The sequence below is a fragment of the Caulobacter sp. AVps18 genome (assembly GCF_058681425.1).
The window spans coordinates 503461-527719 of the sequence record NZ_CM178737.1 but is presented as its reverse complement, the minus strand read 5'-3'; the positions used below and the strand labels follow the sequence as shown (position 1 = coordinate 527719).

General features: G+C 66.6%; 20 protein-coding genes. 10 read left to right on the top strand and 10 right to left on the bottom strand.

Annotated elements, in window-relative coordinates; genetic code table 11:
- Nucleotides 1-61 precede the first annotated feature (61 nt).
- Entirely contained in the window at nucleotides 62-3232 is a 3171-nt protein-coding gene (locus ACW179_RS02430; RefSeq protein WP_492062611.1) for an autotransporter outer membrane beta-barrel domain-containing protein, read from the bottom strand.
- 260 nt (nucleotides 3233-3492) lie between these two features.
- On the opposite strand from ACW179_RS02430, the gene ACW179_RS02425 reads away from it, so the two are divergent.
- Nucleotides 3493-4899 (top strand): sensor histidine kinase, encoded by a 1407-nt coding sequence (locus tag ACW179_RS02425; RefSeq protein ID WP_492062609.1) that lies wholly within the window; start codon nucleotides 3493-3495, stop codon nucleotides 4897-4899.
- 4 nt (nucleotides 4900-4903) lie between these two features.
- Here the strand turns inward: ACW179_RS02425 and ACW179_RS02420 are convergent, their stop codons facing one another.
- Complete coding sequence (locus ACW179_RS02420; RefSeq protein ID WP_492062607.1) at nucleotides 4904-5248, bottom strand: hypothetical protein; 345 nt, start codon at nucleotides 5246-5248, stop codon at nucleotides 4904-4906.
- Between the two features lie 2 nt (nucleotides 5249-5250).
- Entirely contained in the window at nucleotides 5251-5664 is a 414-nt protein-coding gene (locus ACW179_RS02415) for a hypothetical protein (RefSeq protein WP_492062605.1), read from the bottom strand.
- Nucleotides 5665-5729: 65 nt separating this feature from the next.
- On the opposite strand from ACW179_RS02415, the gene ACW179_RS02410 reads away from it, so the two are divergent.
- Complete coding sequence (locus ACW179_RS02410; RefSeq protein WP_492062603.1) at nucleotides 5730-6281, top strand: TetR/AcrR family transcriptional regulator; 552 nt, start codon at nucleotides 5730-5732, stop codon at nucleotides 6279-6281.
- A 9-nt stretch (nucleotides 6282-6290) separates the two neighbouring features.
- Here ACW179_RS02410 and ACW179_RS02405 read toward each other — a convergent pair whose 3' ends face one another.
- Nucleotides 6291-6782, bottom strand: a complete 492-nt coding sequence (locus tag ACW179_RS02405; RefSeq protein ID WP_492062601.1) for a cupin domain-containing protein — start codon at nucleotides 6780-6782, stop codon at nucleotides 6291-6293.
- A 250-nt stretch (nucleotides 6783-7032) separates the two neighbouring features.
- On the opposite strand from ACW179_RS02405, the gene pstC reads away from it, so the two are divergent.
- The 5 genes from pstC to phoB all read left to right on the top strand — a co-directional run bounded on the left by pstC (nucleotide 7033) and on the right by phoB (nucleotide 12171).
- Nucleotides 7033-8475 (top strand): phosphate ABC transporter permease subunit PstC, encoded by a 1443-nt coding sequence (pstC, locus tag ACW179_RS02400; protein WP_492062599.1) that lies wholly within the window; start codon nucleotides 7033-7035, stop codon nucleotides 8473-8475.
- Nucleotides 8468-9790, top strand: coding sequence for a phosphate ABC transporter permease PstA (pstA, locus tag ACW179_RS02395; protein ID WP_492062597.1), 1323 nt, complete (start codon nucleotides 8468-8470; stop codon nucleotides 9788-9790). Before pstC ends, pstA begins: the two co-directional genes overlap by 8 nt.
- Before the next feature lie 50 nt (nucleotides 9791-9840).
- Complete coding sequence (gene pstB / locus ACW179_RS02390) at nucleotides 9841-10683, top strand: phosphate ABC transporter ATP-binding protein PstB (RefSeq protein ID WP_492062596.1); 843 nt, start codon at nucleotides 9841-9843, stop codon at nucleotides 10681-10683.
- Nucleotides 10684-10778: 95 nt separating this feature from the next.
- Entirely contained in the window at nucleotides 10779-11468 is a 690-nt protein-coding gene (gene phoU, locus ACW179_RS02385; protein WP_492062594.1) for a phosphate signaling complex protein PhoU, read from the top strand.
- Between the two features lie 10 nt (nucleotides 11469-11478).
- Nucleotides 11479-12171, top strand: coding sequence for a phosphate regulon transcriptional regulator PhoB (gene phoB / locus ACW179_RS02380; RefSeq protein ID WP_421736339.1), 693 nt, complete (start codon nucleotides 11479-11481; stop codon nucleotides 12169-12171).
- Between the two features lie 54 nt (nucleotides 12172-12225).
- Here phoB and ACW179_RS02375 read toward each other — a convergent pair whose 3' ends face one another.
- Together ACW179_RS02375 and ACW179_RS02370 are read right to left on the bottom strand one after the other, a co-directional pair.
- Complete coding sequence (locus ACW179_RS02375; protein WP_492062592.1) at nucleotides 12226-13470, bottom strand: serine/threonine-protein kinase; 1245 nt, start codon at nucleotides 13468-13470, stop codon at nucleotides 12226-12228.
- A 445-nt stretch (nucleotides 13471-13915) separates the two neighbouring features.
- Nucleotides 13916-15115: an IS256 family transposase gene (locus ACW179_RS02370; protein WP_492059584.1), complete on the bottom strand. Its 1200-nt coding sequence runs from the start codon at nucleotides 15113-15115 to the stop codon at nucleotides 13916-13918.
- An 801-nt stretch (nucleotides 15116-15916) separates the two neighbouring features.
- Between ACW179_RS02370 and ACW179_RS02365 the strand changes: the two genes are divergently transcribed.
- Nucleotides 15917-16285, top strand: coding sequence for an energy transducer TonB (locus ACW179_RS02365; protein WP_492062590.1), 369 nt, complete (start codon nucleotides 15917-15919; stop codon nucleotides 16283-16285).
- 39 nt (nucleotides 16286-16324) lie between these two features.
- On the opposite strand, the gene ACW179_RS02360 is transcribed toward ACW179_RS02365, so the two are convergent.
- Nucleotides 16325-16753 (bottom strand): hypothetical protein, encoded by a 429-nt coding sequence (locus ACW179_RS02360; protein WP_492062588.1) that lies wholly within the window; start codon nucleotides 16751-16753, stop codon nucleotides 16325-16327.
- A gap of 6 nt (nucleotides 16754-16759) precedes the next feature.
- A complete protein-coding gene (locus ACW179_RS02355; RefSeq protein ID WP_492062586.1) occupies nucleotides 16760-17026 on the bottom strand; it encodes a type II toxin-antitoxin system Phd/YefM family antitoxin in 267 nt (88 codons plus the stop codon).
- Between the two features lie 216 nt (nucleotides 17027-17242).
- Between ACW179_RS02355 and purD the strand changes: the two genes are divergently transcribed.
- Nucleotides 17243-18526 carry a phosphoribosylamine--glycine ligase gene (gene purD / locus ACW179_RS02350; protein ID WP_492062584.1) on the top strand — a complete coding sequence of 428 codons (1284 nt, stop codon included), beginning with the start codon at nucleotides 17243-17245 and terminating at the stop codon, nucleotides 18524-18526.
- A 790-nt stretch (nucleotides 18527-19316) separates the two neighbouring features.
- Here the strand turns inward: purD and ACW179_RS02345 are convergent.
- A complete protein-coding gene (locus ACW179_RS02345) occupies nucleotides 19317-19628 on the bottom strand; it encodes a DUF3892 domain-containing protein (RefSeq protein WP_492062581.1) in 312 nt (103 codons plus the stop codon).
- A gap of 208 nt (nucleotides 19629-19836) precedes the next feature.
- On the opposite strand from ACW179_RS02345, the gene ACW179_RS02340 reads away from it, so the two are divergent.
- Complete coding sequence (locus tag ACW179_RS02340; protein WP_492062579.1) at nucleotides 19837-21714, top strand: AMP-binding protein; 1878 nt, start codon at nucleotides 19837-19839, stop codon at nucleotides 21712-21714.
- Between the two features lie 6 nt (nucleotides 21715-21720).
- Here the strand turns inward: ACW179_RS02340 and ACW179_RS02335 are convergent, their stop codons facing one another.
- The gene (locus tag ACW179_RS02335; RefSeq protein ID WP_492062577.1) at nucleotides 21721-24138 is read right to left on the bottom strand and encodes a M20/M25/M40 family metallo-hydrolase; all 2418 of its coding nucleotides are present in this window, start codon (nucleotides 24136-24138) and stop codon (nucleotides 21721-21723) included.
- Between the last annotated feature and the right edge of the window lie 121 nt (nucleotides 24139-24259).

Genomic DNA, 24259 nt, shown 5'->3' with positions numbered 1-24259 from the left:
GCCGGGGCGTGGAGCGCCCTCGACCGCCGCTACTCCCGTCGCCCTCAGGCGAGGGTGAGGTTTAGAACATCGCCCGACCGGCGAGGCGCAGATTATAGCGCTTCTGCTTCTTGGCGGCTTCGACGCCGCCCTCGAGGGCCAGGTACGACATCGGCGTGCCGGCCTTGACCGAGAAGCCCAGGGTCACCGCGCCCTGCTTGTCGTTCAGGGCGGCCAGGGTAAAGGGATTGCCGCCAGTGAAGCGGGCGGTGGTGTCGCCGACCTCGCCGGCCAGGGTCTGGCGATAGCCGACCCGCACTTCGGGGCGATACCACAGCTCCTTGCCGTAGTCGGCGCCGAAGGCGATGCCGAATTCGCCGCTGAGATTGCTGGAGGTGCGCTGCTCGACCGTCAGGTCAAAGCCCGTGCCGCCGCCCTTTTCGGTGCGCTTGCCTTCGCGCAGCCACACATAGTCGATGCGACCTTCAGGGCGCATGAAGTAACGGCCCAGCTTGGCCTCATAGGCCACGCCGCCGAAGGCGGTGAGGGTCGCGCCGCCCCAGTCGGCGGTATTGGCCAGGATCAGGTCGGCGATGCCGTCGCCATTGGCATCGGGCGCGACCAGGCGTCGGTCGCCCTGGAACCAGCCGTAGCCGGCGCTGCCGCCGGCGTTCATGCGCCAGCCGCCGGCCGACCGGCGCCAGTAGCCGCCGGCCTGGACGAACGAGGCGGTGGTCTGCTCGCCGACCTGGGCGCGGGTGTCGTGTTCCTCGACATTGACATAGGCCAGGGTCAGGCCCAGCGCGCCGCCGGCGTCGCCCATGGCCTCATAGCCGCCCACGAAGCCGAAGGCCTGGTTGTCCGAGCCCAGGGTGTCGCCGTCGTCGCGGCGGACCAGCGAATTGATCTCCTGGATCCAGACGCTGTCAGGGCCATAGCGCTCGCCCGGATCGGGCTTCACGGCGGTGGCGGCCGAGATCAGCTGGTTGGCCGACTGCAGCGAAGCGAACAGGCCCTCGCCCTGGTCAGGCAACATCTGGTTATACAGGTTCAGGAAGCCGTCCTTGCCGTTCTGGGCCAGGAAGGTCGAGGCCAGCGTGCCGGCGTCGGTCGAGCCGAGCGCTGCGAAGACCGCGTCATAGGCCGAGGCCTGCGAACGGGTCATGCCGATCTCGGTCGCCGAGCGGCGGCGCACGTCCAGATAGACATTGTTGGCGTCGGCGCGGCTGGAGGCCACGTAAAGGTAGGGCGAGTCCTGCAGCAGGCTCTGGCCCAGCGTGCCGACGGTCAGGTTTCCGGCCGTGATCACGGTATAGGAGGTTGGCTGCTTGACCAGGCTGGTCAGCCGCAGGCCCAGTTGCGCACCGTCTGCGATCGTGGCCGTGCCGGCGACCACCAGGCGGGTCGAGGTCCCGGCCGTAGGGTCGACTGTGAACAGGACCTTGCTGGTCGCGCCGAGATTCAGGCTGCTGATATTGATGTTGGCCGCATTGGAGATGCCCAGGCTGCCCTTGCCGATGGTCACATCCAGCCGGCCGTCCGAATCGGTCAGGGCACCCAGTACCAGCGCGCCGCCGTCGATCACGAAGGTGTCTGCGCCCGCGCCGAACGCGATGTCGCCGATCACCGAGCCGTTCATCACCCGGAAGGTGTCAGCGCCCGAACCGAATCTCACGGCTCCGACGATCGAGGGTTCGTCGGCGTCGTCGACGCCGTCAGCGTCGGCATCCGGATCGGCTACGCCGTCGGCACCGTCGTCGCCGTCGTTGCGACCGTTCTGCACCAGGGTCACGCCGCTGGTGTTGCGGGTCACGTCGATGGCCACGGCCTTGCCGGTGACGGTCTCGTTGCCAGGTAGCAGGTCGGCGTCGTCCTTGTCGTCGGCATCGTCGGTGGCGACGACGTTGGCGGAGATCCTGCCGTTGTTCTGGATATTGGTCAGGCCGCCGGAGAAGTCGATCACACCATAGGCGTTGCCCTTTTCGCCGCCGACGCTGACCGAGATCGCGCCGTCGTTGCGGAAGGTCGTTGCGGTGGCACCGCTTTCGATGGCCACGCCGCGCGCGTCGAAGGCACCTTCCGAAACGGTGAAGGTGGTGATCGAGCCCTGGTTCCAGAGCGTGGGCACGCTGGCGCCGGACTTCAGGCTGACGCCCGTGGCGTTAGCCTCAAAGGCGCTGGCGCTGATCGTCGAGGCCAGGCGTGCGCCATTGGCCAGGGTTGTGGTCTGGCCGGTGTTGCCGCCCAGCTGGATGGCGGTGGCCGCCACGCCGTCATAGACGCCTGCGGCGGTAACCGAGCCGCGCGTGACCAGGCCAAAAGCGTTGTCGCCCGTGCCGACCGCGCCCACGGTGATGGCGCGCGTGTCCGAACCGATCAGCAGGGCCGGGGAGCCGCCGCTGACGCTGAGCGTCGCCGTGCCCTCGGCCGTGTCGACCACGCCGTCGCCGTCATCATCGGTCTTGGTGGAGTCGCTCTCTACCGGCGGGGCATCCAGCAGCACGCCGCCGCTGACATTGGCGGTCACGCGGACAGCCGAGCCGCCCTGCAAAAGGTCGTCGGCATCCAGCTTGGCCCGGTCGGTCGCCAGGCTGGGGCGTGTGGTGTAGCGATAGCCGGTGGCGCTGACGCCACCCTGCACCACGAAGGCGCCGGTGATGTTGTCATCGACGGCAACGCCGACGGCGTTCTGGCCGGTGACGGAGACGCCGCCATTGATCGTGACCTTGCCGGTCACCGGGGCCGCCACGCGGACGCCGGCGGTGTTGTTGCCCAGGATCGTGATGGAGCCGCTGTTGGTGAAGTTGCCGATCAGCTGGCTTTCCAGCGACACGCCGGCCGAATTGTTGCCCTCGACGGAGATCGCGCTGGCGCTGTCGGCCAGGATGTCGCCGGTGAAGGCACCGGCGCCTGTCAGGCGGATGCCGTAGCGGTTCGAGCCCTGGGCGAAGGCACCGTCCAGATCACCGTCCGAATCGGTATCCGTCGGGGTGAAGTCCTCGGTCAGGCCGATCGACGCCGAGTTGGTCACGGAGCCTGTACGGCCGCCCTCGATCAGGATGCCGGTCGAGTCGTTGACCCCCACCGTCGACAGGGCCCCAAGGCTGGTGACCTTGTTGTTGCTGTTCAGGGTGATAAGGGGCCCGGCCGTGGTCAGCTTGATCGAGCCGTCGGCGGTCACCCGCACGTCGTCAGCGCCGCCTGCGGTCGTAGCCGTGGCCGTGGCGATGGGCGTCGTCCGTGCCGTCGACACGGAGACTTCAGCCGAAGCGCCGAACGCCATAGCCAGGAGAGGAGCGGCTGCGACCGTCGCGACCAGGACCTTGCGCTGCATTACGTACGATACCTCGGATAAGAACCCAGACCCTAACTTGCGTCACGTTGCGGCGAAATTGCGGTGAGCGACGCGACGGACACGCATTAGAGCGGCCATCCGTCTATCGCATGGCATCCCGGGGCGCCATATCTGGTTGGACGAATCCCGACGCGGCGAGAAACGAGGCCTCTGAATCCATGTCGCCGGCGAAACAATCCTTATTTAGCGGGCCACTCGCGGTGGGCGGGGCCCTGGCACCCGTCCTGATCGGTCCGGCGGCGATTCTGGGTCTGGCCGCCGTGGGGGCCGCGCAACCGGTTGCGGCCGTGCTGGCCGCCCTGGCCACTGGCGCGGGCGGATTTTATCTTCGCGCCCGCACCCGTCGCCTGCAGGACGAGGCCAGGCCCGCCGCCCTGCTGGAGCCGGCGCCCAAGGGCGACGCGCCGCCGTTCGCCACCATCCTGGAGCGCCTGCCTGACCCCTTGATGGTGATCGCGGCCGAAGAGGCCGACGACCTGACCGGCCGCCGCTTCGTGTTCGCCAATGCCGCAGCCCGCGAGCTTTTCCGCATTCAGCGCGACGGCGTGCTGCTGGTCACCGCCGTTCGCAACCCCCAGGTGCTGGAGGCGGTGGACGAAGCCCTGTTCGGCAATATCGAGCGGGCCGTGGAATATGAGACGGGCGGGACCCAGGGGCGGTCGTGGATCGCCTATGCCCGGCCACTCGGCGAGGCCCAGGGTGCCTCGCGCCTGGCCCTGCTGGTGCTGCGCGACGAGACCGACGCCCGCCGCAGCGAACGCACCCGGGCCGACTTCCTGGCCAATGCCAGCCATGAGCTGCGCACGCCCCTGGCGTCGCTGTCGGGCTTCATCGAGACCTTGCGGGGCCACGCCAAGGACGATGCGGGGGCCCGCGACAAGTTTCTGGGCATCATGCTGGCCCAGGCCGAGCGGATGTCGCGCCTGATCGACGACCTGATGAGCCTGTCGCGCATCGAGCTGAACGAGCACATTGCGCCCCTGGGTCGGGTGGATCTGGCCATGGCCGCCATTGATGTGATCGACGCCCTGGGCCCCCAGGCGCGCGAGAAGTTGGTGGGCTTTGACCCTGTCCTGCCGCCGCGCGGCGCAGCCGTGGTCGAGGGCGACCGCGACCAAATCATCCAGGTGATCCAGAACCTGATCGACAACGCCATCAAATATACGCCCCGCGGCGGGGTGGTGCGGGTCGAGATCTTCCCGGGCCTGACCGCCGATTCGGCCGCCGCCCCGCGCGAAGCGGCGGCGGCCCGGATGTCGTTGCTGACCCCCGATCATGCGGCGGGCGAGCGCTATGCCGCCCTGCGGGTCACGGACAGGGGCCCCGGCCTGGCCCGCGAGCACCTGCCGCGCCTGACCGAGCGGTTCTATCGCGTCGAGGGCCAGAAAAGCGGCGACCGGTCGGGAACCGGCCTGGGCCTGGCCATCGTCAAGCACATCATGAACCGCCACCGGGGCGGTCTCACTGTCGAGAGCATCCAGGGCGAGGGCGCGACGTTCGGCGTCTACCTGCCGATGGCCAAGGTGGGCGCCCAGCAGGCCGCGCCGGTGGGGGCTGAAGCCTGAGGCTCTATTCTGCCGCGCGTTGCGGACCCAGCAGCACCACCTTCGTGTCGCCGCGAGCCCGAGTCGTGACCACGAGTAGATAGACCGACAGGAACAGCATCCCGCCGCCGAACGCGACCAGGCCCAGCGCCAGGCCGGCCGGGCTGAAGCGGTGCCGCCAGGCGACCCACAGGGCCGACAGCAGCAGGAAGCCCATGAAGTCCAGATTGAACTGGCCAGGCCAGGTCATGGCCGCCATGTCGCCAAAGAAGATCGGCAGCAGCCCCCATCCATGGTGGGCGATGGTCACGCCGGTATAGGCGGTGATGGTCACAAAGCAGATCAGCAGGAACAGTCGAAACAGGGTCATCTCTATGATCCTTGTACGGGTTTGACGGCGGCACGCTCTTCGAGGAACAGGCAGCGGGCCAGCATGGCCAGCAGGCCGACGCTGCCGGTGCAGGCGACCAGCAGGAACCAGGGCAGGGGTCGCATGCCTGCGGCGCGGGCGCGGGGCACCAGCAGCGCCACGGCCAGGCCTACGCCCAGCAGCAGGTCCAGCCAGATCTGTACGCCCCAGGCGTCCTGCACATGCTGGGTCCAGAAGCCCAGCGGTCCCTCGCGCCACACGGCCCACGCCGACCAGGCCAGAAATAGCGCTGACAGGGCGGCCGCGACTTGCCAGCCCTGGCCGGGACGCGGGGTGGTGACGGCCTGGGAAAGGCCGAAGGCGACGAAGCTCAGCGCAGCGACAATCGGCACGATGTCGTATAGGGCGACGTCCATCCGGAGCTCCTGTAGCAATTGCTACAGGCTAGTAGTCTGTAGCGGTCGCTACAAGTGGAAACGCGATGATCGGTCGAGACGAACAACGGGAACGCGTGGTCGAGGCCCTGGCGCTGCATCTGCTGGCCACGGGCCTGTCCCAGACCAGCCTGCGGCAGCTGGCGGCGGCGGCGGCGGTCAGCGACCGCATGCTGCTCTACTATTTCACCGACAAGGCCGAGGTGCTGGCGACCGTGATGCAGCGGTTGGCCGGCGAGATGGCGGCCCATCTGGACCAGACCATCCCTGAAGGCGCGATCCTGTCGCCGGCCCAACTGATTGCCCGCGCTGCCCGCATGGTCATCGACGACACGTTCCGGCCCTATATGCGGCTCTGGATCGAGGTGGCCGCCGCCGCCGCCCGAGACGCCGCGCCGTTCGCCGAGATCGCGGGGCAGGTGACGGCGGGGTTCCTGGCCTGGATCGAGGCGCATCTTGATCCGGCGACCACGCCGGATATCGAGGGCGTCGCCGCCATGATCCTGGCCCTGGTCGACGGTCTGGCCCTGGTCGAGGTGTGCGCCGGCCGCGACCGGGCCCTGGCCGCAGTCAGGATGCTGGAGCGCGACGGGCTATAGCCCAGCAGGTCAAGACCGGCGCAGGATGGCCTTGGCCAAGTCGCGGGCCTTATCACGCAGCGTCAGAATCTTCATGATCGAAGGCGGCAGTTCGCGGCGGCAGAAGGCCAGTTTGCGCACATAGGTCTCGATCTCCCAGAGGACGGTGGTTCCGGCCGCAAAGAAGGCGATGTCGCCGACCGTCAGCACCCGCTCCACACCGTCCTGGGCGGTGACCTTGACCTGTCCCTCAAGGATCATGACCGTCTCTTCCCAGCCATAGCGCCAGCGGAAGCTGCCGGCGGTACATTCCCACACCGTGGTGCTGGCCGCCGCGTCGATGCTGCTGGAGTGCGGCGCGGCGCGGGCTCGGGGTGTGCCGCTCAGGATCCAGTCCGGTGCGATGGGAGCGTCCTGGAACACCACATCCCCGACGTGGGCGGCGACAAAAACAAGGGGTTTTCCGTCAGGACCGCGCAGAGGACCGCCCGCACCGAGCAGGGGATTTGAGGCGGCACTCATGGAAGACTCCGTCGATCAGGCAGGACACGCTGTTTGGCCTGGATCAAAGCCCCGCCTCAGACATTCTAAGGTGCGGTCGCGAGGTGGCACAAGCAGAGCTGACCCGAGTTTGGGGAGGGCCGGGCGCTGTCGTGAAACTGTCATTGAAATGTCGCATAAGCACAGCGCCTGGCGGGCATAGCTCGACCGGGGCGGGACGACGCGCTGTGCGACGCCTCCGCAACCCTTCGCGCAAGACCCCGCCGCACGCATGCTGACCTGGCTCTCGCTCCTGTTTCTGGCGCTGTTCTCCAGCGCCGCCTTCATGCTCGGTAAGCGCCGTGCCGTGAAGACCGCTGGAGGCGCTGCGCGCGTCCTTCACTCCCTTCCGGGCTATTACGGTGGCTATGCCGCCCTGTGGGCCGGTGTGCCGGCTGCGGCGCTGCTGCTGCTGGGCGCGATGTTCGGCGGTCGGGTCGAGGACGCCATGCTGCAGGCCGAGCGCCCTGCAGTGGTCCAGGCCCTGGAGGTTGATCGCCAGGCGGTGTTCTTCAGTGACGCCCAGGCCATCGCCCAAGGGATCGCTCCCAGCGACGTGACCTATGAAGGCGAGCTGAAAGCCGCCCTCGACGTCAAGGTGGCCCAAGCCCGCCGCATTGAAAACCTGATCCGCTACAGCGTGCTGGGACTGGCCGGCGTGGTCGCCCTGGCCGGGTTCCTGCTGGCCTTCCCGCGCCTCAGCGCTGATTTCCGGGCCCGCAACAAGGTCGAGGGCTGGGTTGGCGGCCTGCTGATGGCCTGCTCCATCCTCGCGGTCCTGACCACCCTGGGCATTGTTCTGTCGCTGGTCTGGGAAAGCTGGCGCTTCTTCCAGAGCGTCTCGCCGCTCTCGTTCCTGCTGGGCACCGAGTGGAGCCCGCAGATCGCCATGCGCGAAGACCAGGTGGCTTCGGAAGGCGCGTTCGGTGCGGTGCCGCTGTTCGCCGGCACCTTCCTGATCATGCTGATCTCGATGGCCGTGGCCGCTCCGGTGGGCCTCTACTCGGCCATCTACCTCTCGGAATATGCCAGCCGCCCGGTGCGCTCGACCATCAAGCCGCTGCTGGAAGTGCTCGCCGGTGTTCCCACCGTGGTTTACGGCTTCTTCGCCGCCCTGACCGTAGGCCCGCTGTTCCGGGCCGGCTTCAATGCCCTGGGTGCCACCATGGTCGGCGGCCCGCTGGACGGGATCGGCCAGTACCTGATGGAAGTGCAGAACCAGATGGCCCTGGTGGCCGGGGTGGTGATGGGCATCATGCTGATCCCGTTCGTCTCCTCACTGTCGGACGACATCATCAACGCCGTGCCGCAGTCGCTCCGCGACGGCAGCTATGCGATGGGCGCCACCAAGTCCGAGACCGTCAAGAAGGTGGTTCTGCCCGCCGCCCTGCCGGGCATCATGGCCGCCATGCTGCTGGCCATCTCGCGCGCCGTCGGCGAGACCATGATCGTCACCATGGCCGCTGGTCTGCAGGCCAAGCTGACCGCCAACCCGCTAGACACCGTCACGACCGTGACCGTCCAGATCGTCACCCTGCTGACCGGCGACCAGGAGTTCGACAGCCCCAAGACCCTCGCGGCCTTCGGTCTGGGCCTGACCCTGTTTGTCGTGACCCTGGGTCTCAACATCATCGCCCTGCGCATCGTCCAGAAGTATCGGGAACAGTATGACTGACGCCGTCGCACCCCCCGTCGGGCCTGCCGGTTCCGCCGCCCCCGCATCGCTGACCGCCCAACAGGTGGCCATGGAAGCTCGCCTCAAGAAGCGCCACCGCGCCGAGACCTGGTTCAAGGCCCAGGGCCTGATGGCCATCACCATCGCCATGATCTTCCTGGTGGTGCTGGTCGGCCGTATCGTCGGCCAGGGCTACACCACGTTCCAGACGCACACGCTGAGCATCCCGGTCTATCTGAACCCGGAACGCATCGACGTCACCGATCTGGAGGGCGTCAACTACGACTACATCGTCGCCGAGGCGACCATGAAGAAGCTGGGCGTCCAGGACGACGACCTGGGCCTGGTCTCGGGCAAGGTCATGGACCTGATCTCGCGCGATTTCGGCTTCCAGTTGCTCAACCAGCTCAAGGCTGACAAGTCGCTGATCGGCAAGACCGTCACCGTCACCGGCCCGTTCAAGGCCGATGCCGACCTCTATTTCAAGGGCGAGATCAAGCGGTCCACCGTCGAGGGAGACCGCAAGCTCGACAACCAGCAGCTCGACTGGCTGGACCAACTCAAGAAGGACGGCTCGGTCAAGTCTGGCTTCAACTTCGCCTTCTTCAAGAACTCTGACTCCACCGAGCCGGAACAGGCCGGGGTGCTGGGCGCCGTGGTCGGATCGGCCATGATGCTGCTGATCACCGCCCTGATCGCCGTGCCGATGGGCGTGATGGCGGCGGTCTATCTGGAAGAGTTCGCGCCAAAGAACCGCTGGACCGACATCATCGAGGTCAACATCAACAACCTCGCGGCGGTGCCCTCCATCGTCTACGGTCTGCTGGGTCTGGCCCTGTTCATCAACTGGCTGCATGTGCCGCGAAGCTCGCCACTGGTCGGCGGCCTGGTCCTGGCCCTGATGGCCCTGCCCACCGTGATCATCGCCACCCGCTCGGCGCTGAAGGCGGTGCCGCCCTCGATCCGCGAAGCGGCCCTGGGCGTCGGCGCCTCCAAGACCCAGACCGTCTTCCACCACGTGCTGCCGCTGGCCATGCCCGGCGTGATGACCGGTGCCATCCTGTCGCTGGCCCACGCCCTGGGCGAAACCGCGCCGCTGCTGATGATCGGCATGGTCTCGTTCGTGCCCGGCGTGCCCGAAGGCTTCACCGGCGCCGCGACGGTGCTGCCCGTGCAGGTGTTCATCTGGGAGAACGCCTCGGAGCGCGCCTTCCACGAACGCACCGCCGGCGCCATCATCGTCCTCCTGGTCTTCATGATCGTCATGAACGCTGCGGCCGTCATCCTGCGCCGCCGCTTCGAGCGTCGCTGGTAGAAATCATGAACCTGAACCCCTCCGCCCTTCCCCTCGTCCAGGGACACGCCATGACCACCCGCAGCCCCGACGATTCAGTGTCCGCTCCCGTCATCAAGACGGCCGCGCCGCAGATCTATCCGCCCGCCTCGACGCACGAGATCAAGATCCGCGCCAAGGACGTCAATGTGTTCTACGGCGACAAGCAGGCCTTGTTCGACGTCAACATCGACATCCCGGCCAAGTCGGTCACCGCCTTCATCGGCCCGTCGGGCTGTGGCAAGTCGACCTTCCTGCGCTGCATCAACCGGATGAACGACACCATCCCCAGCGCCAAGGTGTCGGGCGCCATCGAGATCGACGGCAATGACGTCAATCTCAAGAGCGTGGATCCCGTGATCCTGCGCTCGCGGGTCGGCATGGTGTTCCAGAAGCCCAACCCCTTCCCCAAGACGATCTTCGAGAACGTCGCCTACGGCCCGCGCATCCACGGCCTGGCCACCGGCAAGGCCGAGCTTGAGGCCATCGTCGAGAGCAGCCTCAAGAAGGCCGGTCTGTGGAACGAGGTCGCCGACCGTCTGCACCAGCCCGGCACCGGCCTGTCCGGCGGCCAGCAGCAGCGCCTGGTCATCGCCCGCGCCATCGCCGTGGGCCCCGAAGTGATCCTGATGGACGAGCCCTGCTCGGCGCTCGACCCCATCGCCACGGCCCGGATCGAGGAACTGATCGACGAACTGCGCAACCAGTTCTGCATCGTCATCGTCACCCACTCGATGGCCCAGGCCGCCCGGGTCTCGCAGAAGACCGCCTTCTTCCACCTGGGCAAGCTGGTCGAGAGCGGTTCGACCGAGGACATGTTCACCAATCCTCGCGACAGCCGCACGCAGGACTACATCACCGGCCGGTTCGGCTAGGCCGGGCATTTTCAAGCGAAGCGGACACCGGTTCGCGTGAAGAAAATGCGCCAGACAGGAAGTGGACTAGAGCGCAGCTCTAGGAGGACCAGCAGATGACCGAACATACCGTCAAATCCTACGGCGAAGAACTGAGCCACCTGACCGCCGAGGTCACCCGCATGGGCGGCCTGGCCGAGGCGCAGGTCGCCGACGCCGTCGAGTGCATCGCCCGCCGCGACGCGCCCCTGGCCCAGCAGGTCGTCGCGCGCGACGAACGCCTCGACGCCCTGCAGGGCGAGATCGAGCGCAAGGCCTTCAAGCTGATCGCCCTTCGCCAGCCGATGGCCGTGGACCTGCGCCACGCCGTCGCCGCCCTGAAGATCTCGATGAGCCTGGAACGCTGCGGCGACATGGCCAAGAACATCGGCAAGCGCGCCTTGATCCTGACCGACGCCGAACCCATGACCGCCCTGACCCGCTCGATCGAGCGCATGGGCAAGCTGGTCCAGGGCCGCCTCAAGGACGTGCTGGACGCCTATTCAGCCTCGGATCTGGAGCGCGCCATCGGCGTGTGGAGCCGCGACGAAGAGGTCGACGAGCACTACAACGCCATCTTCCGCGAACTGCTGACCTACATGATGGGCGACCCGCGCACGATCAACGCCTGCGCCCATCTGCTGTTCGTGGCCAAGAACCTGGAACGCATCGGCGACCACGCCACCAACATCGCCGAAATCATTCATTTCGAGATCACGGGCGAGGAGATCCTCTCCAAGCGTCCCAAGCTCGATACGCCGCGCTAAGGATATGGCCATGACGCCTTACGTGCTTGTGGTCGAGGACGAAGACGCCTTGGCCACCCTGCTGCACTACAACCTCGACAAAGAGGGCTATCAGATCGGGGTCGCCGGTGACGGCGAGGAAGCCCTGACCATGGCCAGCGAACGCGCGCCCGACCTGGTGATCCTCGACTGGATGCTGCCCAAGGTGTCGGGCATCGAGGTCTGCCGCCGCCTGCGCGGCCGGGCCGAGACCCGCAATGTGCCGATCATCATGCTGACCGCGCGCGGTGAAGAGAGCGACCGGATTCGGGGGCTCGACACCGGGGCCGACGACTATGTGGTCAAGCCGTTCTCGATGGTGGAACTGACCGCCCGCGTCCGCGCGGTGCTGCGCCGCATCCGCCCGGGCCTGGCCGACGACCGCATCACGGTCGGCGACATCATCATCGACCGCGTCGCCCACCGGGTGAAGCGCCAGGGCAAGGAAATCCACCTGGGCCCCACCGAGTTCCGCCTGCTCGACTATCTGATGCAGCACCCCGGCCGGGTGTTCAGCCGCGAACAGCTGCTGGACGCGGTCTGGGGCTCGGACGTCTATGTCGAGGCGCGCACCGTGGACGTGCATATCGGCCGCCTGCGCAAGGCCCTGAACGGCTCGGCGGATGGGGATCCGATCCGGACGGTGCGTTCGGCGGGGTACTCACTGGATGTTGAGGCGGCTTAGGGGTTAGGCGGCAAGCGCCGGACGCCCCCTCCGTCACGTCGCCTATCGGCGCCGCTAAAATGTGAGCCGGCTGTTAACGGCGAGCCGCTTCTCTTCGGCTTCGCGCGCTTGGCGAAGCGTCAGCTCCCTTGAGCGTCTCTGAGTTTGGAGCTGTTGCTCGATTTTACTCCGGTAGCGTTGCGTTGCTAAAGGCAGCCAAGATTTAAAGTAATTTATAGCATCTTGTGCTGAATATTCTGGCACTGAAGCTGAAGCGGTTCTTCCATTAAATGTAAAGCGCTCTGGCCCCAGGCCCAGAATTGAGCTGTAAATTCCAAGTTCAAATCGTAAAACTTGGGCCCAGTCTTGATCAACATCTACATCGAGCTTGATCCGCAACAAGCCAGAACTCCACTCCACCCCCGTAATTTCGGGTGGTCGTAAAGCCATTGGTTGGGTGATCTCGCCTTCGGGAACTACTTCCCGCCGAAGGGCGTCGAGCCGCTGCTGAGTGATGAATTCTTCGCGATAGGCCTCAATATGGGTTTTCACTGCAGCGATCGACGCGGGTCTAGATCCTGCAGATTGATGCATCATCTGGCCGACGAGGCGGTCCAGAAAGCCGTATTCGGGCGCAATTGCTTGAATTAGCTTATGAGAATTTCCGTGCGGAACCTCGCCCGTGAAGAGCTCATTTAGCATAAGGCCAAGCGCCCAAATGTCGGCCGCAGTGCCCACAGGCTGTCCTAACGCACGTTGCTCGGGTGCGGCATAAGCAAAGTTAGCCAATCGAGTTGTCGGCTTGGTTTCAATCAGCGTTGTGGCCATTTCACTGGTGAAGCTGGCTACGCCGAAATCCGCGATTGATACGAGGCCTCCATCGCCATAGAGCACATTCTCGGGCTTGAGATCACGATGGGTGACTTTGAGCAGATGCGCTGCCTCGATCCCATCAAGAATCTTAGAGAAAATCCGTAGCGCATCATCAGGAGCAATCCCGCTCTGCATCAATTTACGCAGGCTGCCGGTATACAAGGGCATTACATAGAATGGTCCTGATAACTCGCCAGATGCCATTCCATGGTCGAGCACCTCAACTAAATTTTGGTGCTTGTTGCGAAGCAGGAAGCCGATTTCATTTCTGAAACGCTTGCGCTTTTCACTGCTGGAGTTCGTCAGCAGCTTGATTGCCACTGGTTTACCCCCGCCCAGGTTATCGGCACGATACACGCGCCCCGCTCCTCCCTCTCCGATAATGTGGGTCAAGCTATAGTCTGCAAATGCTGTGTTTAGCGTAACTGGCTTCTTGAGGGGCTGCATGCTGGTTCCAATCGACGGGCGGGACTCAGGTAAGGCATTTGAACCTCCAGCGTGATTCGCGCGCCAGCGCTGCCGTTGAAATTGTGCGCTTAGCCAGCCGCTTGGTCTACTTGGCGCTGATGACCCAAGAGGTATTTCCACCGGTTCGAAGCGACGCTCGATGAACTGGAAATGCTGGGCGTTTCCTCCGGTCGAAGCCCGAAGCCCGAAGCCCGACGCCCCTGCGTCGCGCCAAGCCTTACATCTCTTGGAGGCTGTAGCGTGCCGGTCTGTCCAGGTCAGTCAAGGACTGGCCTGTGGCCAGCCGCGTGGCGGCGGCGCGGCGCGCCGTCCTTGAGTGACCTGGACAGACCGGCGATCGTCTCGCCGTGAGATGGGTCGTGTCCCATCGCGTGGTGTAACTGCGTCGGCGTGATCACCGCGCTCTCCGGCTGAGCCGGATTGGTCAGGCCGCCATGATGGGCAGGCTGACGATGGGATCATCGCTCAAGGGAGCGACACTTTCCAGGGTCATGTAGCGGCATCGTTGGACGGCCCATTCGTCGTTCTGCTCGAGCAGAATGGCGCCGACGAGCCGGATGATGGCGGCCTCGTTGGGGAAGATGCCTACGACCTCTGTCCGGCGTTTGATCTCGCCATTGAGCCGCTCCAGGGAGTTTGTGGAGTGCAACTTGGTGCGGTGGGCGGCGGGGAAGGTCATGTAGGCCAGGACATCGGTCTCGGCCTGGTCGAGGAAGCCGGCCAGCTTGGGGAGTTTGGGCCGCAGTTGGTCGGCGACGCCGCGCCATTGGGTCTTGGCGGCCTGGGCGTCGTCCTGGGCGAAGGCCGTGCCGATGAAGGCCGAGACCATGGCGCGACCGCTCTTGCCGGCGTGAGCCATGACATTGCGCATGAAGTGGACGCGGCAACGCTGCCAAGTGCAGTTCATGATTTTGGAGACCGACGCCTTGATACCCTCGTGGGCGTCGGAGGTCACCAGCTTGACGCCCCGCAGGCCGCGCCGGGCCAGGCTTCTGAGGAAGTCCGTCCAGAACGTCTCGGCCTCGGAAGGGCCCACCGCCAGGCCCAGCACCTCGCGCCGGCCATCGGCGTTGACGCCCACGGCGACGATGACGGCCTTGGACACGATACGCCCGGCGGTGCGGTCTTTCACATAGGTGGCGTCGATCCACAGGTAGGGCCAGTCGCCCTCGATCGGCCGGGTCAGGAAGGCCTGGACGCGCTCGTCGATCTCCTCGCAGAGCCGCGAGACCTGGCTCTTGGAGATGCCGCTCATGCCCATCGCCTTGACCAGGTCATCCACCGAGCGGGTCGAGATCCCCTGGATGTAGGCCTCCTGGATCACCGCGGTCAGTGCCTTCTCGGCCAGCCGCCGCGGCTCCAAGAAGCCCGGAAAGTAGGAGCCCTTGCGAAGCTTTGGGATCCGCAGTTCCACCGTGCCCGCCCGCGTCTCCCAGTCGCGATCGCGGTAGCCGTTGCGCTGCGCCAGCCGCTCGGGGCTCTTCTCGCCGTGCGCAGCCCCAGTCAGGCCGCCCACCTCCAGCTCCATAAGGCGTTGGGCGGCGAACCCGATCATCTCGCGTAGAAAATCGCTGTCGCCGCTCTTCTCCATCAGCCCGCGAAGGGCGATTGTGTCTTCGGTCATCTTCGGTCCTTGGTTCAGGTTGAGCTTCGCAACCCAACCCTACCGAAGATCGTGGATGACCACCGCTACGCCGCTCGCTCGCTACGGCGCCATGGGGAAGGCGCGCGTCGCGAGCGGCTACGCTATCGCCAACGAGCTACACCACGTCCCGGGACACGACCGTGAGATGTAAGGAGGGCTCCCTCCGGCGCAGAGGGTTGTTCCCTTTGGGCCTGGCCTTTAGCGTTCGGCCATGGCGCTAAATGACTATCAAGGTGAACCGGTTCTCGCTGGCTGGTGGCTCTATGACGGAGCCGTCCAACAACGTGTCGTGATCGTCGCGTACGATCATGACCCTGCTCACGCCCAATGGCTCGACGATTGCCTTTATGAGGGGCCGGAGTTTCACGGCGACTCTTACGATCCGGTCCCTTTGGGAGCGGATGGCCGCCTCTATTCAGTCAGCGGGGCGCAGTGTCCTTACTATCCCACGCTTAAGCAGGCCAAGGCATGGGCCGAGAAACAACCTTGGGCCCCGATCACGTGGGACACCTGACCCTGATTTGACGCCGCTGCCCCGCGTCTCGCCGTGAGATGTAAGGAGGGCTCTGCCCGAGGGGCGGTGGCTTCGCACTCAGAATCTATAATCCCCCGTCATCCCGGTGTGTGGCGGGGCGCGGGCGGTGCGCAGCCTGCCCAGACCGCCGGCGTCCAGCCGTGAGATGTAAGGACGGCCCCCTCCGGCCCGAAGCCGGCCTTCAACCCGCTGGACGATGCAACCCTTGAGCGCTTAACCTCAGCCCATAACCCCTGAGGGAATCGATGTTCGCCGCACTTGTCGTCGCCATGACCGTTCAGGCCGTCGCCCAAACCCCGCCGCCCCCGATCCGGGCGATCGTGATCCCGCGCTCGGACTGGGACAAGCGCCCCAATGGCAGCAACATGGCGGCCGTCTACCCCAAGGCGGCGCGCAAGAGCCGGATTGACGGTCGGGCCACGGTGCTCTGCAGCGTGCTGGCCACCGGCAAGCTGACCAGGTGCTCGACCGTCGAGGAAACGCCCCAGGGCTGGGGCTTTGGCGATGCGGCCCTGCGCCTGACCCCGAAGTTTCGGCTGAAGCCGGTGATGCCTGACGGGCAGCCGGTCGCGGGCGCGACCATCAGCATTCCGATCGTTTTCAAGGCTCCCTGAACCGGCGATCATCACACCGAAGTCTGCAAGGCCGGTGCCTCAGCGCGGAACGCGTCTCAGGCGGCTGGCCTTCAGCACCTGCATCATCTCGGCCTTGATCCGCCCAAACAGAATGGGCGGGATGAAGCCATAGGCATATTGGCCCTGTGCGTTGGCCTGCAGGTCATAACCTGGCCAAGCGCTTTCATTCACTTCGTCGACCATGACCCACGAGCGTTGCTCGTCCAGGCCAAGGTGGGTTTTGACCGCCAAGGGGATTTCGACGGCGTGATCGCCAGGGCGTGGCTCGGAATGGGTGATCGGCGCCAGCAGAGCGATCGTGACGCCATCGACCGTGCGGCGATGCGACAGAACAATCGCGCAGGGTCGAGCGTAACGGGCTTCCGCGCGGCCCCGGTCGAACTCGCGGCTCCAGAGATAGTTGAAATGGACGACGAGACCGGGTTCTGGACTGGGGATCGCCGTCATCCCGGATTAGTCGTCGATCAGAGCGTCGAGGGGGGCGTGCCGAGCGTCCATCTCGGCCATCGCAAGCGCAGCGATCGTCTCATCCGAGAGCTCCGCAACCGGCACGGCGCGGGTGGCCAGGCTCTTGAGGCGGACATATTCGTCGTAGTCGTATTTGGAAATCAGAACCTCGGTGACCCGGTTATAGTGGGTTACGCCCACAGGCTCGCGCTGGGCGGCCTGGCGATACTGCGAAAAGCGCTTGGCGATCTCAGTGGACGGCACTTTGAGCATGTTGGTCTCCATTGTTCCGTAACATGCGGAACATCCGGGATCTTGGCAAGGCTGGATCCTCGCTGAACCGGGCACCGGAGCGCTTTTGGCGTCTATGGGCGTCGGCGCAGGCTGCTCATCTTCGGAGGCGAATGATGTGCAGCGTGGGGCGGTGGAATTGGGATCAAGCGCCTTCCACCTTGACCCCACGCGCCCCCCGCGCCACACCCCGGCCTCATGGAAAAGCTGAAAATCCTCCTCGTCGGGTCCGGCGGGCGCGAGCACGCCCTGGCCTGGAAGATCGCCAAGTCGCCGCTGTGCGGACGGCTGGTCGCCGCGCCGGGCAATCCGGGGATCGCCGCTGTCGCGCAGCTCAGGGCGGTGAAGGTCACCGACGTCGAGGGGCTGGTCGCCCTGGCCCAGGAGATGGCCGCTGATCTGGTCGTCGTCGGCCCGGAATCGGCGCTGGAGGTCGGGCTCGCCGACCGCCTCGCGGAACTGAACATCCCCTGTTTCGGCGGCAGCCGGCGCGCGGCCCAGCTGGAGACCAGCAAGGCCTTCACGAAAGACTTCTGCGCCCGCCACAACCTGCCCACGGCCGCCTATGGCGTGTTTACCGACGCAGGCAGCGCCGGGACCTTCCTCGATACGCTGCAGGCCCCCTTCGTGATCAAGGCCGACGGTCTGGCGGCCGGCAAGGGCGTGGTGATCGCCGCTGACCGCGCCGAGGCGGACGCCGCCGTGCTCGACATGCTGGGCGGCCGGTTCGGCGCGGCCGGGGCGCGGGTTGTAATCGAGGAGTTCATGCACGGCGAGGAGGCCTCGCTGTTTGCGATCTGCGACGGCACGACGGCGATGTTCTTTGGCGCGGCCCAGGATCACAAGCGCGCCTATGACGGCGATGAGGGCCCCAATACCGGCGGCATGGGCACCTATTCGCCGCCTCCGGTCCTGACCCAGGACCTGATCGACCAGGCCTGGCGCGAGCTGGTGGTTCCCACGGTCGAAGGCATGGCCGCCGAGGGTAATCCCTATGTGGGCGTGCTCTATGCCGGCCTGATGCTGACGCCCACCGGGCCCAGGCTGGTCGAATACAATGCCCGCTTCGGCGATCCCGAGTGCCAGACCCTGATGCTGCGCCTGGAGAGCGACATCGTGCCGATCCTGCTGGCGGCCGCCAAGGGCGACCTGGCCTCGGCCCCCGCGCCGGTGTGGCGCGACGAGGCAGCGATCTGCGTGGTGCTGGCCGCCGAGGGCTATCCGAACGCCCCCAAGACCGGCGGCCGCATCCAGGGCGCCGACGCCGATTTCGGCGACGAGGCCGTGGTCTTCCACGCCGGCACGATGCGCGAGTTCGAGGGCCGTCTGGTGGCCGCCGGCGGCCGGGTGCTCAATGTCTGCGCCCTGGGCGCCACCCTGCACGAGGCTCGCGACGTGGCCTATGCGGCGCTGGGGGCCATCAGCCTTGAGGGCGGCTTCTACCGCCGCGACATCGGCTGGCGAGCCCTGACAAAGGGCTGAGGCCTGATCGGCCAGCGCCGCTGGCCGTCCGCCCCCCGCCCCCCTCAGTCGGCTTCGCCGACAGCTCCCCCGAAGGGGAGCATGGAGGCGGATGATCACATCTTCCCCCTCTGGGGGAAGACGGTCGCGAAGCGACCCGTAGGGGGCAAGTACGGGGAGGCAGCGCTCTCCATCCCCGGCGCATCGCCCACAAACCCAAGCTAAATCAACGCCCTGAAAAAATCTCGCACCGCGCCGTCAGACGCGCTCAAAACGCCCCCCATACTGATGTCACCCAGAGGCAAGGGAAGGGACGTCGGCCGGCGACCTGATGGGCCTTTGGGGGTGGTCGAGCGGGAAGCGTTCCGTCGGCCGTCATCTGGGGCCTCAAGCGCCCGGTTTGCAAGATGTGGCCTGTCCCTCCAGGGAAGGCGGGCGTTTCGGATCGGGGTTTGGGATCAATTCCCCAGGCGGCGGACCGGCGGAAACGCAACAGGTCCGGGCTGAAATCGCCTGGACGGTCCGGAGGATGCCAATCCTCCGCCCGCCGGGGGCCTCATTGGGAGCGGGTTAAAACCCCGCGCCCCCAAGGCTCACCGGAAAACGGACTACGCGGAGCGCTCGTCTTCGTCGAAACGGTACTTCTAAACACTCACATCCGGGCGAGGCCCGGGCGCTCCGCGACCCTTCCCAACCCTTCAGCGGTGATCCGCGTGAGGCGGCGAACGCATGCGCGCTCTAGTCTTTTGTTTTCACCCGCGTTTCATTCCGAAAACCGGTTCCCACTTTTCGGAACGCGCTCCTAAGCGCCTCAGACCGCCTGGCTGGGCGCGACCTCGGCCAGAACGCAGTTGGGCAGCGACAGCAGCAGATGCGGCTCGGTGCGTTCATTGACGGTCTTCAGATAGCGCGAGCCCGTGCGGCTGGTCACGGCCTCGACCCGCAGCTCGGTCTCGCCGTCGCGGACGAAAAAGCGCCACTTGCCGCTGTCGACCAGCTTGATGGCTTCCTTGATCGTCAGGGTCCAGGGCTTGGCCACGCCGCCGCCGATATGGGTGATACGCTCATAAGGGCTATGGCGCCCGTTCTGGGCGACGCAGGTGATTTCGGCGCGCTGGGTCATGATCTTTTTCTTGCAGTCGCCCGGTACGCCAGAGTGAGCATCGCGGGGCGGGTAGGGACGCCGTCATCAGCGCACGGCGCATCCTAGCACGTTTCGAGCCTCTTGTGGGGCGCCACGTGCGAGTTCGGCTGCGGACCGTCTTGCCGTGCCGCCGCTTTGGGTTAACGTCGGGCTCAAAGAGAACAATGATAACCCAGGGAGTGAGACCATGACGCCGCCCGATGGCGCGTCGCCGCTGCGCGACGCCGAGGCTGCCTTCAAGCCCCTGCCGATGAAGGGACCCGATGTCAGCGTCGAGCATCGGCCCGACGGCTGCATCGTCATCACCTCCAACCATGCCCCCGGCGATGGGCCGCGTTCCATCGCCCATCTGCTGGCACAAAAGGCCGCCGAGCACCCCGACCGGCCCTATCTGAAGCAGCGCGAGCCTGGCCATGGGCCGTGGCGGGGCGTGACCTATGGTCAGGCCCTGAGAGCCGCTGAAGGCGTCTCGCAGTGGCTGCTGGACCAGGGCCTGGGCGCCGATGACAGCGTCATGGTGCTGTCGGGCAATTCCATCGAGCACGCCCTGATCATGCTGGGCGCCTATACGGCCGGCGTGCCGGTGGCCCCGATCAGCCCGGCCTACAGCCTGATCTCGACCGACCATGCCAAGTTGAGGCACTGTTTCGAGCGTGTGGCACCCCGCGTGGTCTTCGCCCAGAGCGGGGTGATGTTCGAGCGGGCCCTGGCCACGTTGCGGGCCATCGATCCGACGATCGCCGTGGTCACGATCGAAGGCACGGGCAATGGTGCAGGCGAGGGCGCGATCGCCTTTGCCGATATCGCCGCCACGCTCCCCACCGCCGCCGTCGAGGCCGCCCGCGAGACGCTGGGGCCCCAGACGGTGGCCAAGTACCTGTTCACCTCCGGCTCGACCGGCATGCCCAAGGCCGTGCCCCAGACCCACGGCATGATGGCCGGCGTGATCGCCGGCCAGGACGGGCTGAAGCTGGACGAACCCGAGACAGACGAGGTTCCCCAAAGCCTGGAATGGATGCCCTGGAGCCACATCTCGGCCGGCAATATCGGCTTCAATGCGGTGATCTGGGCCGGCGGCACCCTGCATATCGACGAGGGCAAGCCCCTGCCGGGGATGTTCGAGACCACGATCAAGAACCTCTATGAGGTCTCGCCCGTGGTCTTCGGCTCGGCCCCGATCGCCTTTTCGATGCTGGCCGAGGCGTTGGAGGGCGACCCGGTGCTGCGCGCCGCGTTCTTCAGGAACCTGCGCTATATGGGCTATGGCGGGGCGACGCTGTCCAACGACGTCTATACCCGCATCCAGGCCCTGGCCGTGGCGGAGACCGGCCACCGCATCCCGCTGACCACCATGTACGGTGCCACCGAAACTCAAGGCATCACCGTCACCCACTGGATTACCGAGCGGGTCGGTCTGGTGGGCCTGCCCCTGCCGGGTATCCAGCTGAAACTGGCCCCCAGCGGCAGCAAGTTCGAGGTGCGGGTCAAGGGACCGACGGTCGCCAGCGGCTATCACAAGGATCCCGAGAAGACGGCGGCCGCCTTCGACGAGGACGGCTTCTATCGGCTGGGCGACGCGGCGCGCTTCGTGGATCCCGAGGATCCGGCCAAGGGGCTGGTGTTCGACGGCCGGGTGACCGAGGACTTCAAGCTCGACAGCGGCACCTGGGTCAGCGTCGGGGTGCTGCGCCCCGATCTGGTGGCCGCCTGCAGCCCCTATATCGCCGACGCGGTGATCTGCGGGCAGGACAGGGGCTTCATCGGCGCGCTGTTCTGGCCTTCTCCTGCCGGTCTGGCGGCGCTGGTCGCGGATCCGGGGCCGGGCACGCCGATGGAAAAGCTGGTCGCTTTTCTCAAGGACCGGCTGGCCGCCTTTAACGCCTCGGCCGGTGGCTCATCACGACGGATTGGCCGGTTCACCGTGATGACCGAGCCGCCCTCCATCGATGCGGGCGAGATCACCGACAAGGGCTATGTCAACCAGCGCGCCACGCTGGAGCGCCGCGCTGCGCTGGTCGAGGCCCTGTATGCCCGGGAGCCGGGCGAGGGCGTGGTCACGGTGTGACGCTCCCTACCAGGCCAGCCCGGCCCGGGCGATGACGGCGGTCTTGTCGGACATGCCGGTGGCCATCAGCTCGGCCGGCTTGGCCGCAGGTGGCAGGGCGCCGGCCGGCCAGCCGTCGCGATATTCCAGCACGGTGGCCTCGACCCGGCCCTTGGCCCCGGTGGTGAAGCTGAGGGTCACGCCGTTGGGATCGGGGGCGTGATAGGTGACGCTGGACCACTGCCCCGGCCTTGAGGTCAGGGTGATCGGCCGGCCATTGAGGCGGGGATCGGCCAGTTCGGCGTCGGCCTTGACCTTCAGGACCAGCACCTCGGCGCCGGGGCCGGGAAGCACCCGCACCAGCAGCCGCTCGCCCGAACGCTCCGCCGTCAGGGACGGCGGGTCGACCTCGACGATGCGGGTTTCCGACATCCACATCGGATCCCTGGCGAAAGGTTCCAGGGCCTGCTTCTTCGGGTCCAGGCCCCCGTCGGCGACCAGTACGGCCCGCGACCAGGCGTCCAGCTGCGGCAGGGTCGAGACGCGCCAGGCCTTGTCGGCGCCCGGATCGGCCACGTGGTGGGCCTCGGTCAGATTGGGCCGCTCGGCCGTGGCGTGGGGCACGCCGGCGGCAATGCACAGGCCAAGCCCGGCGACGAGGGGCAGGGCCACCCCACGCCAGGCCCAGGGCGACTCGGCGAAGTCAAAGGCCAGGGGTGCCAGGGCCGGGGCGGCCAGCAGCACGAACACTGCCAGGATAGCCGGCTCCATCAGACCGATGCCCGCAAAGGTCCACGACCCCCAGGCGGTCAGCTGGGCCAGGGTCAGCACGGCCAGCAGGCCGATGGCGAACGTCAGCAGCAGGGCGACCCGGCGGTTTCGCGTGCCGCCCAGACCCAGGATCAGGGCCGCGCCCAGGCTGGCCACCAGCAGCGGCCAGACCAGCATCACCGTGGCCCCCGGTGCCAGGATCTGGGCCGTCACGGACAGGAGCAGCAGCAGGATCAGCCCGCCGATCCAGGCGCCCAGCACCCCGGTCTTGCCGCCCAGCGCTGCCCAGACCAGGACCGCCACCGCGACACCCAGGCCCAGGCCCACGGGGTCAAAGCCGCCGACCAGGCTGCAGGCGCCGCCCAGCAGCAGGGCGATCAGGCTGGGAACCCGTCGCTTCAGGCCCTGGGCCTGGGCGGTCAGCACGAAGAGGCCCGCGCCGATCGCCAGGGCCGCCGCACCCCACAGCAGCAGATCAAAGCGGCCCAGTACGTCATACAGCCTCTGGCCGCTGGTGATATTGAGCAGCCGGCCCAGCAGGTGCAGCACCAGGGCCGCGGCCAGGGTCAGCAGCAGCACACCCGCCAGGCCCCTCGCCAACTCGACGAGGTTCGTGCCGCCGCCGCGCACGGCCCGCAGGGCGCTGAAGCCGATCAGCCCGGCAGCCACCGCCAGCAGCCCCCAGCCCACACCGGTGGAATAGTGGATCAGGGTCAGGCCCAGAACGTCGGAATAGATGGCGTTGGGCGCTCTGGCCGGCAGGGCCTGCTGCGTCGCCAGCGCCCTGACGATGGGCAGGACCTGGTCGCCCATATGCTGCAGCCCGCCCTGGTCCAGCCGCTCCGGCGTCGACAACGGGGTGTGATAGGCTAGCTGGTTGTCGATGAGCGCGAAGTTCAGGCCCGGCAGTTTCGCCTTCACCGCAGGGGTGAAATCGGTATCGTTGGGCATCTTCTCATAGACGGTCGAGGCCAGGGAATTGGCCGACGGGCCCTTGGCGGTCTTCGCCATCAGGGCCAGCAGGGCGCCGTTTTCCGGACCGGTCTGGAACATGGCCACGCGGCCGGCGTCGCCCCGCGCCTCCATGTTCAGCACCACGCCCAAATGGCTCACAAGCGGATCGCGAGCGAAGAAGGCATCGGCGCCCATCAGGCCCGCCTCCTCGCCGTCTGTGAAAAGGAAGATCACGTCGCGGGCCGGTTGCGGGCCGGCCTTCAGGGCGCGGGCGATCTCCAGCGCCGCAGCGGCACCCAGGGCGTCGTCGGCCGCGCCGGGCGAGTTGTGGACCGAGTCATAGTGGCTCATGACCAGCACGGCCGGGGCTTCGCGGTCCGCGCCGGCCAGCACCCCGACCACGTTCTGCACCGCCGCCACACCCAGGTCGCGGCCATCGCGGGAATAGGGCGTTAAGCCCTCGCCCGGCCGCATCGAGACCTCCAGCCCCAGCTCGCTGATGCGGGTCAGAAGATGGTCGCGCACCCTGGCGATGTCAGCCGAGCCTGTGGGATGGGGCCGCTGGGCGATGGCCCGGACGTCGTCCATGGCGCGGCCAGCCGAGAATGCGTCAGCAGGGGCTGAGGCCGCCAGCGGGGTCGGGGCCTTCTGGGCCAGCACTCCAAGGCCAAGGCCCAGCGCCAGGCAGATCCAGAAGCCCAGTAACCTGATCGTCTTCATGGTCGCCTCGATGGCTCGCGAATCCCTCCTACAGGGTGCGTCGAGCGGCGTGCGACCGGAAGCGCAAAAGGAAAAGGGCGACCCGGTTGCCCGGATCGCCCTTCCCTCATCCGAAAGCCGA